The sequence below is a fragment of the Flavobacterium aquariorum genome (genome assembly GCF_003254745.1).
Classification (GTDB): domain Bacteria; phylum Bacteroidota; class Bacteroidia; order Flavobacteriales; family Flavobacteriaceae; genus Flavobacterium; species Flavobacterium aquariorum.
In genome coordinates, this window is sequence record NZ_QKXH01000006.1 from 35,880 (window position 1) to 53,313 (window position 17,434).

Consider the following 17,434-nt stretch of genomic DNA (forward strand, 5'->3'; position numbering starts at 1 on the left):
CGAATAAAAGTTAAATTGTGAGCAGAGTAGATAGGAGAGTTTATAATGGGAAACGAAACATTTTACTAGTATGAGAGTTGTATTTCATTATCATGTAAATGGAGGTTTGGTATGATGCATAAACCTTAATTATGCGTTTTGGTTCCAAAAAGTATAGAGCTTTTAACGTTTTGATTTGTTAGGAAATTGTATCGCTTTTTTTTCCTTATACCTAATCAAATAATCTTGATGACACGCCACATTTGCAGAATTCAATAATTCAGACAAATATCATAGTGGGGTATCTAGACCTTTATACGTAGTTTTTATATTTTGGCATTAGTGGCGGTCAAAAGACTCACATTGGTAGAACAAAAAATAGTATTATTTGCGGAATGTTTTGAAAAAAAATTAATACTTCAACTGAATCGACTGCAATAAATCATTCGTTTTTGAAGCGTATAATCGTCCAATAGGTAAAACTTTATTTTTGATGGTAACAGTGCGACTACTGAATTGATTAACTTTTTTTAAAGTAATCAAAAAAGAGCGGTGAATTCTGTAAAATATACCTTCGGGTAATTTTTCGATCATCTCCGTAATGGATTGATGTGTTTTAAAGCAATCTTTTTCAGTATGAATTAAGAGATAATTGCCTTGGGACTCAAAATAGTCAATTTCATCGAGATACAATTTTAGTGTTTTTCTTTCGCACTTGACAAAAATAAAAGGGCGCTCTGTTTCTGCTTTAGAAAGTTGTTCAAATTCCTGATTTGTTTTCTGAGTTTTGCAATATTTCTGTATTGCTTTCGAGAAACGATCGAATGAAATGGGTTTCAATAAATAATCAATCGCTTCCAATTCGAATCCCTCCACTGCGTAATGTGGGTTGGCGGTTGTGAAAATGATTCCGATATCCTTTGGTAATGATTTTGCAAATTCTATACCCGATTTTCCTGGTAAATTTATATCCAAAAAAAGCAAATCTATTTTTTGGATCTTCAAAAGATTCAAAGCATTGTTTGTACTCATGAATTTTCCTTTCAAATCCAAAAAATCAAATTTGGCAATATGCATTTCAAGTAATATGGATGCAGGAAGTTCATCTTCTATGATGATACAATTGATTCTAGTGGGTGTCATTTATTTTTATTTTTAAAGAAACAAAAAACGAATCTTCTTCATTTTTGATGATCAAATTATGCTGATTTGGATAGAGCAATTCCAATCTTCTTTTCACATTAGCGATTCCGACTCCGCTGTATGGGTTTTCCATATTTTTGTTTTTTGAAAAGTCTGGCGGTAAGCTATTCTCAATTTTAATAGTCAACCAATCTTCTGAAGCTGAAATAGAAATGGTAATCCATGCTTGGGAATAGGCATCGTCTAAGCAATATTTGAAACTATTTTCAATAAATGGAAGGATTAAAAATGGTTCGATAAATTGATTTTTACAAATTCCATTGGTACTAAAACTCAGTTCAAGTCGGTTATCAAATCGCAATTGCTGCAACGAAATGTAGTTTTTTAGATATTCAATTTCTTTTTCCAAAGGAATGTGTCTGGAATTCACATCATAAACGGAATACCTAAGAAAATCTGAAATTTGAAGTACAATTTCAGCAGAATCATCCGATTTGCTCAGGATTTTCGAGTACAAACTATTGAGAACATTAAATAAAAAATGAGGATGAAACTGATTTCGCAATGAAAATAATTCAGCTTCTAACTTCTCAGACAGGATTGCTTGAACTCTGTTTTTCTCTTCAGCAAGATAATATACTAATTTTATTGCCAAAGGGATAGTAATAACAAACTGTAGTTTAATCACATTATACAAATATGCGGGAGCTGAAAATAATGGTTCGATTTTCCATTCGGTTAAATTGAAAGCTATAATAATGTAATTATCAATTAACCGCTGAATGAAAGCAAAGAAAAGGATTGAAAGCACATAAATTATAATGAAAAGAGCTCTCTTTTTTTTGAAGAATAAAAGCGGCATGGCAACTTCAACAATCAACAAAACAAAGAGTATTTTGGGAGGTACACTATAGCATTCATTGGATAAGGCTCTCCAAAAATCGGCTGTCGGCAAACCTTGAATTAAACTGAACAACAAGATGTATCCCAACCAATAGATGGTATACATTTTTATTTTTTGGGATGTACTTCCGGAATACATAACTGAATCATTCATTGCCGAATTTGTTTTCTGAAATGTAAAGCTAAGTGTTTTGTTTTAGAATCAAAATTGATCTGTTGCAGAAAACACTTTTTTGTATTTAAATGACATGAGACTTTAAAATGTTGTTTGCAACACAAATCAGGTTGTTTAAATAAGAGGCTTTAAGATAAATGAAAAGTAAAATATCTTTCGCAAACTATTTAAACCTTAAACAATAATTATGAAGAAATCAGCTTTAATTTTAATGCTATTATTTGGTTTTTCTTTGGTAGCAAATGCCAAAAATATTGAGGTCTATCCCACAAATTGGTGGACAGGGATGAAGACTAATTCTATCCAATTACTGATTCGAAGTACCGATGGTTTGTTTGCTTCGGATAAAATAAGTATAAACTATCCAGGAATAACTGTAGTCAAAACGCATTCATTTTCAAACCAAAAATATATTGCCGTAGATATCGTTATTGCACCCGAGACAGTTGCAGGAGATGTGACTATCGAATTGAATCAAAAAGAAGGAAAGCAAAAAATAAAATGGCCACTTTATAATCGAAGATCAGGCAATGGAACAGAATATGCTCAAGGAGTAACGTCAAGTGATTTTATTGATTTGATCATGGTAGATCGTTTCAGTAATGGCGATGTAACAAATGACAAGGTAAAAGGCTTGAGAGATCAATCCCTAAACCGAAACGAAATGTTTGATCGTCATGGAGGTGATTTACAGGGAGTAATGAATAATCTGGATTATATTCAAGGGCTTGGCGTTACCACATTATGGTTTACTCCAATTATGGAAAATGATATGGAAAAAAGGACAGAACATGGATACGCCATTACTAATCATTATAAAATAGATAAGCGATATGGTGATGATGCTTTGTACGGGAAGTTGAGTGATCAATTGCATAAAAGAGGCATGAAGCTTATTTTTGATGCGGTTTATAATCATATTGGATCTTTTCACTTTTTAGAACTGGATCCTCCAGCCAATGATTGGGTTCATCGTTGGCCTACCTACACACAAACCAATTTTAGAGAGATTCCTTTGTTTGATCCATATGGTACCAAATCGGATAAAAAACGAATGAGTGATGGTTGGTTTGACAAGATCATGCCCGATATCAATCAAGGTAATCCATTTATGGCCAATTTTATTATTCAAAATTGTATTTGGCATATTGAAAAGTTTGGTATTGACGGAATTCGTTTGGACACTTACACTTATAATGATTTGGATTTTGCCAATCGCTGCAACAAAGCGATTATGGATGAGTTCCCGAAAATGACTTTTTTTGGAGAAATAATGGTTCATGGTGTAGCCAATCAGGCATATTTTGAGCAAAATAATATGGATGTTAGTTTCAAAAGCAACTTGCAGTCAGTTGTGGATTTTCAGGCTTTGTATTACGGAATTATTCCAGCCTTGACAGAACCTTTTGGTTGGAAAGAAGGAGTGAGCAGATTGTACTATACATTGAGTAGTGATTTTTTGAGTAAAAATCCAATGCAGAAAGTGCTCTTATTGGACAATCACGATGAACCACGTTTTTTCTCCGTAGTAGGAGAGAATGTCGAAAAGCAAAAAATGGGTTTTCAATGGTTGTTAACTTGTAGAGGAATTCCGCAATTGTACTATGGATCTGAAGTATTGATGAAAGGATTTAAAAATCCCGATGGACTGGTGCGTGCCGATTTTCCTGGTGGATGGAAAGAAGATTCCAAAAATGCCTTTACTGGAAAAGGAATGACAGACGATGAAAAATCTACACAGGACTTAGTTCGTAAACTCGGCAATTTCAGAAAAAATTCTTCGGCGCTTAAAACGGGAAAAATGATGCATTATGTTCCTGTAGATGGTTTGTATGTTTATTTTAGATACGATGAAAATCAAACCATAATGTGTGTTATGAATACAAGCAATTCTGAAAAAGAAATTGATTTTCAAAAGTATGATGAAAGAACGACTGGCTTTACATCAGCAAAAAATGTTATTTCTGAGGAAAGCTTGAATACTTCGAATAAAACAACTATTCCTGCGATGAAAATGTGGGTGTTGGAGTTGAAAAAATAGGGAAACAAACAGTTGTTTTTTATTTTGTAATAAAATATTTATCTTGGCTAAATAAGATTTTAAAATATTTATTATTAACAGATTGGTATTTATAAAAAGGCATGATATGAAAAGAAAGTATTTGGTATTAGTATTAGTAATTCTTTTAAATGTAAATAATTCTAATGTTTTTGGACAACAAGAAAAAAGCGGAACTATAAGTGCATTTCGAAATCGCGTATTTAAAGGTGAGAAATATATGCCTTTGGGTGATCTGAAATGGTCTTTTAAAACAGATGGTAAAATCTTTTCATCGCCAATTGTTCATGACGGAATAGTATATATCGGCAGTGAGGATGGCAATCTTTATGCTATCAATGAAAAAACAGGTAAAATACATTGGAAATTTAAAACCGGAGGTGCTGTACATAGCTCTCCGGCTGTTTTCAAAAACATGGTTTACATAGGTAGTTTTGATGGCTATTATTATGCGATTGATTCTAAAACCGGTCATTTGAAATGGAAATTTAAAACGGGTGGAGAACAATGGTCTGGCGAAATAGGCTTTTTGGGATTGAAACCTGTTGATAAGTACATGGATGATTTGTGGGATTTCTTTTTATCATCCCCAGTCATAAATCCTGATAAACAAAATCCAAGTGTTTTCTTTGGGAGCAGTGACGGTAACGTGTATGCACTCAACGCCAATACCGGTGAACTGAAATGGAAGTTTGAAGCAAAAGGATCAATTCACTGCAGTCCGGTTCTGTATAAAAAAACATTGTACATTGGGAGCTGGGATGCTAATTTGTATGCGATAGATATGGAAACCGGTAAAGAGCGCTGGAAATTTCAAACAGGAACGCAAATTGGTTTCAAAGGAATTGAATCGACTGTGGCAGTTGCCAATGACATGGTTTATTTTGGAGCTCGTGATCCTTTCTTATTTGCGCTCAATGCCGAAACAGGAAAATTGGTTTGGAAGTATGATGCCGCTTATTCCTGGATAATCAGTTCGCCGGTTGTGGATAATGATGTTGTGTATGTAGGTACTTCAGATACATACGCCTTACTGGGTTTGGATGCAAAAACGGGTAAAGAAATATTTAAGTTTAAAGCAAATGGTTATGTATATTCTTCTCCTGCGATAGCTGGGGAAACTGCTTATTTTGGGGACTTTACGGGTAATTTTTTCGCTGTAAACACGAAATCTTCAGGCAAAGAATGGAATAGTTTTAGCACTGAAAACAGAAAGTTATTTTCTCCTGAAATATTAAATAATAATCTTCTTGACTTTTCTTATGTTGTCAAAGAGGGAGATATTTCGATGTATGACACTAACAAAGCGGTGATGGATCAGTTTTATAAATTGGGGTCCATTGTTTCTTCTCCTTTTGTGACCAATAATACTGTTTATTTTGGAAGTGCCGATGGTAATTGTTATGCGATTGAATTACAGAATAAGAAATAATTAAACGCATCAGATTACAAATAAATTAGACATAAATAAAATTATATGATTATTCAGCAAATACGATTTTTGCTGGTATTCTTATTCTCTTTTTATTTTTGTTCAGGGCAAGATATGCCTAAAAATGAAAAGAGAATTTATACCACAAAATCTTTAGAAAATTTAGATACTCCCATAATTGATGGTGTTTTAACCGATACAAGTTGGGATATTGTGGAGTGGCAAACGGATTTTATTGAGAATCTTCCCGATGAAAATACGTCTCCAACAGAGCAGACCAAGTTTAAAATACTATACGATTCCAAGTTTTTGTATGTTGCTTTTAAATGTTATGATAAAGAACCGGATAAAATTGTAAAACGCCTTTCGAGACGTGACGGTTTTGATGGTGATTTTGTGGAAGTAAACATCGATAGCTATCATGATAAACGAACTGGATTTTCATTTACAATATCAGCATCAGGAGTAAAAAGTGACGAATTTATTGCCGATAACGGCAATAATTGGGATGCAAGCTGGAATCCAATCTGGTATGTAAAAACCAATGTGGATTCCGAAGGTTGGACTGCCGAAATGAAAATTCCGTTGAGCCAGCTAAAATTTAGTGCTAGTGAGAATCAAGTGTGGGGATTTCAGGCAACACGCCGATATTTCAGAAAGCAGGAACGCTCCATTTGGCAACGCATACCTGCTGATGCTCCTGGCTGGGTAAGCGAGTTTGGAGAATTACGTGGTTTAGTTCATTTGAAACCACAAAAACAACTCGAAATTCAGCCTTATTTCTTAACGCAATTAGATACTTATGAGCAAGAAACAGGAAACCCTTTCCGTGAGGGGCAGGATCTCAGTTTGAAAGCGGGGCTTGACGCCAAAATAGGGATCACAAACGATTTGACTTTGGACTTAACTATTAACCCAGATTTTGGACAGGTTGAAGCCGATCCAGCTGTGATTGCTCTGGATGGATTTCAAGTATTTCTTCAGGAGAAGCGTCCTTTTTTTATTGAAAACAAAAACATTTTTGACTATAATTTTGCAAATAACGAAGACAATCTCTTTTATTCCAGACGCATTGGCAGAAGTCCGCAAGGAATCATTTCAACTCAAAAAGGAGAATTTGTCAAACGACCACAAAACTCTACCATTTTGGGTGCTGCAAAATTCAGTGGTAAAACCAAAAATGGATGGTCTTTAGGTATTTTGGAGAGTGTTACTGGGAATGAATATGTCAAAATTGATAATGGTTTGGAACGTAAGGATGTGTTGGTAGAACCGCTTACAAATTATTTTGTTGGACGTGCTCAAAAAGATTTTAACGATAGAAACAGTTTTTTGGGCGCTATAGTAACTGCAACCAATAGAAATACAGACGAGCCACAATTTACTTTTTTGAGAGCAGCGGCATATTCTGGTGGATTGGATTTTAAGCACAATTGGAAAGACAGGAAGTATTTTGTCGCTGGAAATATTGTGGGCAGCCACGTTTTTGGATCTAAAGAATCCATTACCAATACACAAAAGGAAATAACTCATTTGTTTCAACGGGTTGATGCTAATTATGTCTCGGTCGATAATGATCGTACTTCTTTGACTGGAACAGGAGGGAAGATCGAAGCAGGCAAGGTGTCTGATGGGCATTGGCGATATAATGCGAGTGTGACTTGGCGTTCACCGGAATTAGAGCTCAATGATATTGGTTTTCTTCGTCAAGCCGATGAAATCAAACAAACATTATACGTTAGTTATCAGGCTTTAAAACCTTTTGGTGCTTTCAGAAGCGGAATGGTGCGTTTTGAACCATTTACGACCTATGATTTTGGAGGTTTTCATAACAGAACATATTATGATATCTTAGGAAAAGCGGAATTCAAAAATTATTGGTGGGCCAATATTGGTTTTTCATACAAACCCAGAACGTTCAATAATGCCTATTTGCAAGGCGGACCAAAATTCAGATTCTCAGAAGAGTTTGTGAGTTATAATGTCTTTGGTTCTGATCCCCGAAAAAAACTTCGTTTTCAGGCGGGGGTGTTTTTTGCACAAGGAAAAAACAATTCGTTTTCGTACAAGGAATTGGATCCGAGTGTCACGTATCAACCTACAAATTCGGTGTCAATTACGATTAATCCTAATTTTAATATCAACCAGAGTAAAACACAATATGTAACCCAATCTTCTTTTGAGAATGGCACACGTTATATCACCTCGCATTTAGATCAACAAACTGTTAGCGCTTCCTTGAGGTTGAATTATAATATTAACCCAAATTTCACCATTCAGTATTATGGACAGCCATTTGCTTCAACAGGAAAATATTCAAACTTTAATTATGTTACTAACCCTAGAGCCTATTATTTTGGGGATCGGACGGTTTCGTATGCTAACAATCAAATCTCCTACGACAGTAATACAAATATTTATAATGTGGATGAAAATCAAAATGGCACCACTGATTATTCTTTTTTGAATCCTAATTTTTCATTTGTTCAATTTCGTTCCAATTTGGTTTTGCGTTGGGAATACATACCAGGTTCCGAAATTTATTTGGTATGGTCTCAAGGTACTAATGGTTCAGGAAATCCTATTGATGATTTGTTTGTAAATTTAAATACTCAAATATTAGGAAAGCAGCCTCAAAATACATTTATATTAAAAGCAACGTATCGCTTTTTGTTATGATTGCAAACTATCGATTATTTATAAATTTTAAAGATACTATTATGTTCAAAAAAATCTCTTCATTCTTTGTAATACTCCTTCCAGTATGCTTGTTTTCACAAACAGAGGCTATAGATAGACCACTTCAATATTTGTCTGCAAACAAAATGTCACCTCAGGAATACATTGTGTCTAAGTTTGCAACCAGAGATATAGTGCTCTTGTCTGAAGAACATAGGATTAAGGAAAATCTTGAGTTGGTCAAAAGTTTGATTCCTTTTTTGTATAAAAATGGGGTTTACACGATTGGAATGGAATTTGGCGCAAGCGAAAATCAAAAGACGCTGGATTCTTTAATTCTGGCACCAGAATATAATGAAAATATAGCCCGAAAATTGATGTTTAATTACAATTCGGGATGGGTTTTTAAAGGATATACGGATATATATAAAGCAGCTTGGCTATTTAATAAGTCACTTCCCGAATCAGCGAAGAAATTCCGTATTCTAAATTTAAGTTACCGATACAATTGGTCTTCTTTCTCAGGTTATCGAACTCCAGAAAAAATGATGAAAGTATTTTATAAAGGAAATACAGAGATATACAGGTTTGGAATAGTTGAGAAAGAGATTATGACAAAAGATGATAAAATTTTAATTCTTACAGGAGATATTCATGCCTTCACCAGATATAAATTTCCGGTGTATGATTTCTTGGGAGAAGATTTTGTTAGATTGGAAAATGGCTATTTTGGAAACCTTTTATATGCTAAATATCCGCAGAAAGTGTATACTGTTTTATTGCACAAACCTTTCATGAATCGTCCCGATACCAAGCCCGAATTGGTTTCGCCAGCAAATGGTGCTATAGAAACTATAATGCAAAAAATGGAGTATGAACCTGTGGGATTTGATCTGGTCAATACACCTTTAGGTAAGTTGAGAGATGATAGTTATTATTCTTTAGGACATAAAAACTGTGCTTTGGAAGATATTGCAGATGGCTATGTATTTTTAAAACCGTTGAAAAAGCTTTCGGGCTGCGATATTGATACTGCTTTTCTAACAGAAAAAAATTGGGAACAGGCCAAAGAAAATGTAGCAGATCCAGATTGGAGACCAAGGCCAAATAGTTTGGAAGAGTATTGGAAACAAATTTTGGAATATGCAGATGTTCCAAAAAAATACGCTGAGGTAGATAAATAGTAAATAATTTGTATTGAGTTTTAGCTTAAATTCCGCCAGGAGTTTATAAACTTTTGGTGGATTTTTTATAGTGGTATATCGAGATTTTTCGAAATAAAGTTAACAATTGTTATAACGTATTAGAGGCTTTAAATCTGAATTTAAAATTGTTAAAACGATTCAGATTATTCAAATCTCAATGCAGTAATTGGATCAAGTTTAGAGGCTTTTAGAGCAGGATAATAACCAAAAAATACCCCAGTAATAAAGCAAACTAAAAATGAAATAAAAATGGATGACTGGCTAATTAACGTTGGCCAATGCATAAAGTAAGTAACCAATTTTGTAGCAGATATTCCAATGATAACGCCAATGATTCCACCTGTCATACTGATTAGAATGGCTTCTATTAGAAATTGGATTAAAATATCAATGCCACGAGCTCCAATAGCCATGCGTAAGCCAATTTCTTTGGTCCGTTCCGTAACCGAAACATACATGATATTCATGATGCCTATACCGCCAACAACCAGAGAAATTCCAGCTATTACGGTAAGTAAAATGGTCAATATACTACTTGTTGAGGTCAGTATATTGGCGAGTTCCGTTTGTGTTCGAACAGTAAAATCATTTTCGTCAGTTTCTTTTAATCTATGGGTTTTTCGAAGTACTCTTTCAACTTCTGCCGAAGCACTATCGGAGGAATTTTTATCAATTGCAGAAGCGTAGATGTATTGGTAATAAGTGGTAGCGAGAATTCTTTTTTGAACGGTTGTTATTGGTGTTAAAATCATATCGTCCTGATCTTGTCCGAAGGAATTGTTTCCTTTTTTGCTGAGGATTCCAATTATTTTGAAAGGAATTTTTTTGAACCGAATAGTTTTTCCAATAACATCTCCACCATCAGGAAAAAGATTAGCCATTACAGTTACTCCTATTAAACATACTTTGGATGCGGCTTTCACATTTTGATTGGTAAATGGTACTCCATCTTTTAATGGCCAACTTCGGATGAATAAAAACTCTGGAGTGACTCCCTGAATCGTGGTGCTCCAGTTGTAAGTGCCATTAACCACTTGTCCTTTCATGGAAACTACAGGAGAGATTGCATTGATGTATTGTGGTTTTTTTTTCAAAGCAATAATATCTTCTTCGTCAAGTGATTGTATTGTGCTATTGTCCATTCTAACACCTCCTTCTACATTACTGGTAGGGCGTACCATAATCATATTGCTTCCCATACTGGTGATTTGTCTTTCTATACTTTGTTTTGAACCTTCACCAATAGCAAGCATAGCAATTACGGCCGCTACACCAATGATAATGCCTAACATTGTAAGAAAGGTTCTCATTTTGTTGCGACTTATAGCTCGCCACGCAATATTTAAAAGATTGGCGATTTTCATTTAATCGGCTCTTCTATGATTGGAGGTAAATTTTCTAGAACATCTTTGGCACTACTCACTTTTTTATTGATTGTATCGCTTAAAATTCTGCCGTCCTTTAATGTAATAGTTCGCTTGCTAAAAGCTGCAATGTCGCGCTCGTGAGTTACAAATACGATGGTTTTGCCATGAGCATTCAAATCTTGAATGAGCATCATAATTTCGTAGGAGGTTCTGGAATCCAGATTTCCTGTGGCTTCATCGGCTAGGATCATAACCGGATCGTTGACCAAAGCCCTTGCAATGGCAACCCGTTGTTGTTGCCCGCCAGACAATTGATTGGATAAATAATATATTCGATCTGATAATTTTACGGATTCTAAAGCTTTTATACATTTTTCTTTTCGCTCTCTTGATGAAATTTTATTGTTGTATAGGAGCGGTAATTCTACATTTTCAAGCGCAGATGTTCTGGGTAGAAGATTGTAGGATTGAAATACAAAGCCCAATTTAGAATTGCGTAAAGCGGCCAATTCATTTTTGGAAAGATTACTTACATCAGTGCCATCGAGTAGGTAAGTACCTTGAGTTGGTTTTTCGAGGCAACCTAAAATATTCAGCAATGTAGTTTTTCCAGAACCACTGCTTCCCATAATGGTAATGAATTCACCTGAATTAATTGTAAAACTTACATCATCAAGTGCTTTTACCGTTTGGTCACCAATGATAAATTCTCGTTTGAGGTTTTTTATATCAACAATTACGCTCATTTTTTTTTAGGTGTTGTAGAACCTCGACGGTTCATTTTTGGCATAAATGGACTGGTTTGAGTGGTTGATTCTTCTATTTTTTTAATACTTTTTTGGCTATTGGTTATTACTATATCGCCTTCTTTTAGCCCTTGCGTAACTTTTACATTACTATCGTCATTGATATCGATACCAATATTTTTTTCAAAAAGAGTATCGCCTGATTTGATCCAAATACTTCCTTTTTGATTGGCGTTAGTATTAGTTTGATTAGTATTTTCTTTTTTGGAGTGCAGAATCACAAATTGTTTTTCGGCAATACTATCTGGTTTAAATGCCAAAGCTTTTGATGGTATTAATAATGCTTTGGCATCTTCTTTTATATAAATATTGATGTTTGCAGTCATTCCCGGTTTTAGTTTCAAATTGGTATTGTCAACATTTATCAGGGTTGTATATGTAACTACATTTGATGATACTTTTGCATGGAGTAAAACCTCTTTGACAGTTCCTTTAAAAACTTCATCGGGAAACGCATCTACGGTAAAATTTACATTTTGACCCGATGTCACATTGCCGATGTCGGCCTCATCTACAGCTGCCCGAACCTGCATTTTAGTCAAATCTTTGGCAATGACAAAAAGAGTTGGAGCATTAAAACTAGACGCAATAGTTTGGCCTTCGCTAACGTTTCGATTGAGTATGATTCCGTCAATTGGAGAATAAATATTGGTGTAAAATAGATTTTTTGTTGTGATCTTTAATTGTGCTTTGGCATTATCAACGGCGGCTTTGGCACTATTAAAACTATTTTGGGCAATTTGGTAATCCGCTTTGCTAATGACACCCAACTGGAACAATTTATTTTGACGTTCGTAAGTGCTTCGTTGGTATTCCAAATTGCTTTCTGCATTAGCAAGATTGGCTTTGGATTGTTCTTTTTGTGCTAATAGTATGGAAGGATCAATAGTTGCGATTAATTGTCCTTTTTTTACAACATAATTAAAATCGACATAGATATTTTTTATAACACCTGAAATTTGTGAACCGACTGAAACTGTATCGACAGGTTCTACTGTTCCCGTGGCTGTGATGCTTTTGGCAATATAACCATAATGTGCTTTGCTGGTTTCAAAAGTTTCAATAGCTATTTTTTTGTGATTAATAAAATAAAATAGAGCTACTATAACGGCTAGAATTACTGCTGATATGATAACCCATTTTTTCATTTTTATAATTTTATTTTATTTCAGTTGTAAAAAAGGATATGTTTTTGATACCAAATGGGAGTGTTTTAAATTGCTGATTTTTTTATTTTTATGAAATTTTACAATGCTGTAGTTTCGGTTTAGCAAAGTTACTATATATTGATTATTAATGAGTTATGTCCTTGTTTTAAAATTTGTAAAATATTACTAATGATTTTGGCACTGACATGATAAGAGTTGGATATATCTATCGAGATGGGTTTGATGATATTTGTATGTTTGGCTAATAAATATGATTTAGCTGAACGATTTGGTCAAGATATCACTTTTAGCTACAACTATTCAATTATCTGTTTAGTAAACTATAAGTCAGGGGATTTTAAACCAAAAACTTTATACCCAGTTTCAGATTTAAGCAACATTGGACTGCAAGATATTGATAAAGAAGGTAATCTTGATATTATCACTTCTGGAAACCGGTGACCTACAGCTGGTATCACTGTATGTAAAAATTTGATAGTGTCCCACTAACTTTTCAACTTATGTAGTTAGTGAGATACTGCCTTTGTGCTTCCTGTTTTCAGAGTATTATTTGCCCCTCGGGTATGGTTTTATTTATTTCAGAACGGCATCATAAATTTCATTCAGCAGGTTTTGTCTCATTTTTGAGTTTCTTTGGTTTAGAAGGATTATAATACCCCAATTTTCGGCTCTATTATAACATATAATAGAAGATTGGCCCATAGAATCACCTGACTTTTGGTAAATTGTATTTTTATCATCTGTCATAATATTTGTACCTAATCCCATTTCTCTTTTATCATCTTTATAGAAGATTTTTTCAGTTATCATGGCCGCTTTACCTACCGCAGTTTCCTTATTTAACGCCGCTTTTAAAAACGCAATCATATCAGAAGCATTAGATTTTACTAAACCTGCAGGTGCTGTAATATTCCATTTTAAAAATTCCTGAATACCGCCCTCGGAATTATGACCAATAGTTCTGTTTATTACATTAAAGTCCATAGTTAATGTATTTGCCATGTGTAAAGGATCTATTATTTTACTCCTAATTATTTCATCGTAACTCTTGTTATATACTTTTTCTAATATTTGTCCCAGTAACGTATATCCAATCGTAGAATATCGGTATTTACCATAATCTTTTAGTTGACTGCAATCATTGATTATTGTAACCAGTGTTTTTTCAGTTACACTACTGATAGGCTGTTGCTGATTCATCTCTATTAGCTTTCCAAAATCTATATCTGGCAAACCTGACTGATGAGAAGCCAGATCCGAAATTTTTATTTTATTTCTAAGATTTTCATGCAGGATATATTCCTTGGGAAGGAAGCCGTCTATATAATCGGTCGTTTTTATTTTATGATCAATAACGGCTTGTGCAATTAAATTTGAAGTTAAAATTTTAGTAATCGATGCAATTTCGAATATGGAATTTTTATCAATTTTAATTTGACTTTCTGTATCCAGATTACCATATGCCGTATAGTATTCTTTATTATTGTTGATAAAACCAACGCTAATCCCTACGCCAGGATTTTTTTTATAATTATCCTTTATTATTGAATCAATCTTTCTGGTGATGTCTTGTCCAAAAGATAAGGTACTTAATAATAATAGTGCTGCTAAAAAATGTAATGATTTCATTGTATCGTTTTTTTGATTAAATAATTATTTCGATACAAATATGTGACAGGAATTAGTGCTGGGCGACCGAATAAAAACAGTCGAACGCATTTGTTTTAAAAAATAAGTACGAGTAATTTTAAAAATAAGTACGAATAATTACAAAACGCTGTTTTATAGGATTTTGCGGTAATCGGTCGGGGTGTAACCTGTGTGTTTTTTAAAAGCCGTATTGAAAGAAGATTTTGAATTAAAACCTACATCGTACAGGATTTCTAAAACAGTCACTTTACTTTTTGCTGTATCTTTTAAAATATTCATTGCACTTTCTATGCGGTAGGTATTAATAAAATCATAAAAATGCTGTTCTAGTTTGTGATTAATTAAAATCGATAAGTCTCGAACAGGAATTTCAATAGCAGCAGAAATGTCTTGAATTGTCAGTGAAGGGTTATGAAATGGCTTCTCATCAATCATATACTGCTTCAGTTTCAATAGTGCTGAATTGTATTCTTTTTCATTTATAGCTAATTGCGAGCTGTTTTTTTCTTCGAAAATTATATCCTCCACCAGTTTTAATTTTGAGTCGATATTTCTAAACAGACTTGGATTGTTCAGGGCTTTGTATAAGTACCAAAAAATGATAATCAGCTGAAAAAAGAAAAGTCCAATTTTTAACGATTCGGAAACATTAGGCTGTTCCGTAAACTTGAATATGTTTTTGAACAGCGCAATTATAAAAAAAAAGGATAATGCCACAGTAAATTGAAACAGCCACTTAAGTGATTCTATAGATGCTCCTGAGTAATTTTCGAGATATATTTTCTTTGCTTTTCTCAAAATCATAAAAGCAGCAATGATGTATAACAAAATTTGAACATGTACAAGAATATGGTTAAATTGTACTTCTGGCATGCTGCTGCTTTTTTCAAGAAACTTAATCTTTGAAGTTAGGTTAACCGCATAGAAGCAGGGCAGTAAAATTAAATTTGCTGTCAAAAAAGGAATACTGTGCGCTAAATGTTTTGGCTTTAGCTTAAAATCAGAATAGCAGACAGAAAGGACATATAAATAAAAAGCGGGAAGCTGTAAGAAAAAAAATGTGCTTATAAAAATTCTTATATTCAAAGAGAATTTAAACAAATCGACTAGATTTATGCTAATATCAATTGCCGTCAAAATTAGAAAAAAAGCGAAAAGACGATTACTTAATTTATGTTCTGTTTTAACCGTAACCAAAAAAAATGATAGAAATAATGAAATGAAAATTGTTATTACAGAAATTGTAGCCAATAAATTAATTTTTTCCATCAATTACTTTTTTGTTTTTTATTCTTTTTTTTCGAAAAAGCATTTTTTTTAAGCTTATAGTTAACTCTTTTATAACTTCCAAAAAAGGCTTCAATACAACTTTCTACGCTAGTTATGTGCTAAAAGTGGGTACTTCTTCAAGCGAATATAAGAAATATTTTACTGCATTTTAACTTTTTTGAAATTGGAATAAAAATGATTTCTCAGCTTCATTTCACTGAAATTTTCTTGAAATATTGTATAAATTGGTTTGCAATCAGTTTTGTAAGAATTATATAACTTCTCAGTGAATTGGAAAGTTTTTTTTCGTAAACTGAAAATATGGTAAAGCTAGAGATGAATTTGAAATTAAAACTAAGTATCTAGCAGACAAATTACAAACGTGGTTTTTTCGTCATCATTCCGGTGGGCCAGATAACCGCCGTGTGCTTCGACAATGTTTTTAGACAAGGTCAGTCCAATTCCAGCTCCTTCTTTTCGGGTGGTAAAAAAGGGAAGGAATATTTTGCTTTCAATTTCCTTTTCTATGCCTTTTCCGGTGTCGGTAATCATTATGAAAGTTCTTTTTTCTTTGACTTCAGCCGAAACAATAATCTGTTTATTCATCGTTTCTTTCAAAGTATAAATACAGTTTGTCAAAAGATTAATCAATACCTGCTCCATTTGTTGCGGATCAATATATAACCTACGGTCGAAAGCAATCATGTTCACTACTTCGATTTTCTCTTTTTTAAACAATGGAGCCATAATTTGAAAACTGTTTTCAATCCATTTTGAAAGCTCAATTTTTTCTTTTTTGGGAGAGGGCAACATGGCCAGTTTACGGTAACTTTCTACAAACTGCTGTAAATGATCACTTCGTCTCAACATCGTGGCAACACTACTTTTCATATCGTCCAGATCTTCTGCCGAAATGGTATCCTGCTGCACCAAGTCCTGCAGATTCTGAGAAAGTGACCGAATTGGAGTTATAGAATTCAACAGTTCATGGGAAATGACTTTCATTAGATTAATCCAAGCTTCTTTCTCTTTTTTCTCGATTACATTTTGAATCGAATCCAGTAAAACAATAAAGTAATCGTGATTGAAAATCTGACTTCTGGAAGTTTGCATCACAAACGTCTGTGTGTCCTGGTGATTAACACGAATCTCCAATGATTGTTTAATTTCTTGAAAATCCTGACCTTCAATAATTTCACATAGCGAAGGCAAATGATTTTTCAGATACTTCCATTTGGAAACTTTTGGCACATCAAAATGTTTGGAGAAAAAATCATTCATTAAAAAAATACTCCAATCCGTTTCTTCCTTTTGCAGAATAATAATTCCTGTTTCGATGTTGTTTAAAATAGAACGGTACACAATATCTTTTGAAACCTGCTCATTTCCTTTTCTTTTTAAAGTTTCATACAATTTGAATAAAGCGGAATAGTTCTGATAGGATTTATACTTTGCAAAATTGGATGTAAAATCATTTTGCAAAATCGAAGTAATTGTTCTATCGTACACTGAAAATGCATTTTTTAGATAAAAATACAGTTCAAGAAGGAGTAGAAAAATGATAAAAAATCCGAATATAGCCGAAAAAACAAGTCCTT

General features: G+C 33.6%; 12 protein-coding genes. 4 read left to right on the plus strand and 8 right to left on the minus strand.

What is annotated here, in order from left to right:
• Nucleotides 1-390: 390 nt before the first annotated feature.
• Together DOS84_RS10295 and DOS84_RS10300 are read right to left on the minus strand one after the other, a co-directional pair.
• The gene (locus DOS84_RS10295) at nucleotides 391-1,122 is read right to left on the minus strand and encodes a LytR/AlgR family response regulator transcription factor (protein WP_111410045.1); all 732 of its coding nucleotides are present in this window, start codon (nucleotides 1,120-1,122) and stop codon (nucleotides 391-393) included.
• Nucleotides 1,109-2,179 (minus strand): sensor histidine kinase, encoded by a 1,071-nt coding sequence (locus DOS84_RS10300; protein WP_111410046.1) that lies wholly within the window; start codon nucleotides 2,177-2,179, stop codon nucleotides 1,109-1,111. Before DOS84_RS10300 ends, DOS84_RS10295 begins: the two co-directional genes overlap by 14 nt.
• A gap of 208 nt (nucleotides 2,180-2,387) precedes the next feature.
• Here DOS84_RS10300 and DOS84_RS10305 point away from each other — a divergent pair, with 208 nt between their 5' ends.
• The 4 genes from DOS84_RS10305 (at nucleotide 2,388) to DOS84_RS10320 (ending at nucleotide 9,554) form a co-directional block, all read left to right on the plus strand.
• On the plus strand, nucleotides 2,388-4,241 hold the full coding sequence (locus DOS84_RS10305) for an alpha-amylase family glycosyl hydrolase (RefSeq protein ID WP_111410047.1): 1,854 nt from the start codon (nucleotides 2,388-2,390) through the stop codon (nucleotides 4,239-4,241).
• A 106-nt stretch (nucleotides 4,242-4,347) separates the two neighbouring features.
• Complete coding sequence (locus DOS84_RS10310) at nucleotides 4,348-5,691, plus strand: beta-alanine-activating enzyme beta-propeller domain-containing protein (RefSeq protein WP_111410048.1); 1,344 nt, start codon at nucleotides 4,348-4,350, stop codon at nucleotides 5,689-5,691.
• Nucleotides 5,692-5,736: 45 nt separating this feature from the next.
• Entirely contained in the window at nucleotides 5,737-8,370 is a 2,634-nt protein-coding gene (locus DOS84_RS10315) for a DUF5916 domain-containing protein (RefSeq protein ID WP_111410049.1), read from the plus strand.
• Nucleotides 8,371-8,411: 41 nt separating this feature from the next.
• Nucleotides 8,412-9,554 (plus strand): hypothetical protein, encoded by a 1,143-nt coding sequence (locus DOS84_RS10320; protein ID WP_124020632.1) that lies wholly within the window; start codon nucleotides 8,412-8,414, stop codon nucleotides 9,552-9,554.
• 164 nt (nucleotides 9,555-9,718) lie between these two features.
• Here DOS84_RS10320 and DOS84_RS10325 read toward each other — a convergent pair whose 3' ends face one another.
• From DOS84_RS10325 to DOS84_RS10355, 6 genes are all read right to left on the minus strand, one after another.
• Entirely contained in the window at nucleotides 9,719-10,939 is a 1,221-nt protein-coding gene (locus tag DOS84_RS10325) for an ABC transporter permease (protein ID WP_111410051.1), read from the minus strand.
• Complete coding sequence (locus DOS84_RS10330; RefSeq protein ID WP_111410052.1) at nucleotides 10,936-11,688, minus strand: ABC transporter ATP-binding protein; 753 nt, start codon at nucleotides 11,686-11,688, stop codon at nucleotides 10,936-10,938. Before DOS84_RS10330 ends, DOS84_RS10325 begins: the two co-directional genes overlap by 4 nt.
• Nucleotides 11,685-12,896 (minus strand): efflux RND transporter periplasmic adaptor subunit, encoded by a 1,212-nt coding sequence (locus tag DOS84_RS10335; RefSeq protein WP_207802048.1) that lies wholly within the window; start codon nucleotides 12,894-12,896, stop codon nucleotides 11,685-11,687. The genes DOS84_RS10330 and DOS84_RS10335 overlap by 4 nt, the downstream gene beginning before the upstream one ends.
• A gap of 594 nt (nucleotides 12,897-13,490) precedes the next feature.
• Entirely contained in the window at nucleotides 13,491-14,546 is a 1,056-nt protein-coding gene (locus DOS84_RS10345) for a serine hydrolase domain-containing protein (RefSeq protein WP_111410055.1), read from the minus strand.
• A gap of 153 nt (nucleotides 14,547-14,699) precedes the next feature.
• Nucleotides 14,700-15,440: a helix-turn-helix domain-containing protein gene (locus DOS84_RS10350; protein ID WP_243636362.1), complete on the minus strand. Its 741-nt coding sequence runs from the start codon at nucleotides 15,438-15,440 to the stop codon at nucleotides 14,700-14,702.
• A gap of 750 nt (nucleotides 15,441-16,190) precedes the next feature.
• Complete coding sequence (locus tag DOS84_RS10355; RefSeq protein ID WP_341537929.1) at nucleotides 16,191-17,345, minus strand: sensor histidine kinase; 1,155 nt, start codon at nucleotides 17,343-17,345, stop codon at nucleotides 16,191-16,193.
• Nucleotides 17,346-17,434: the final 89 nt, after the last annotated feature.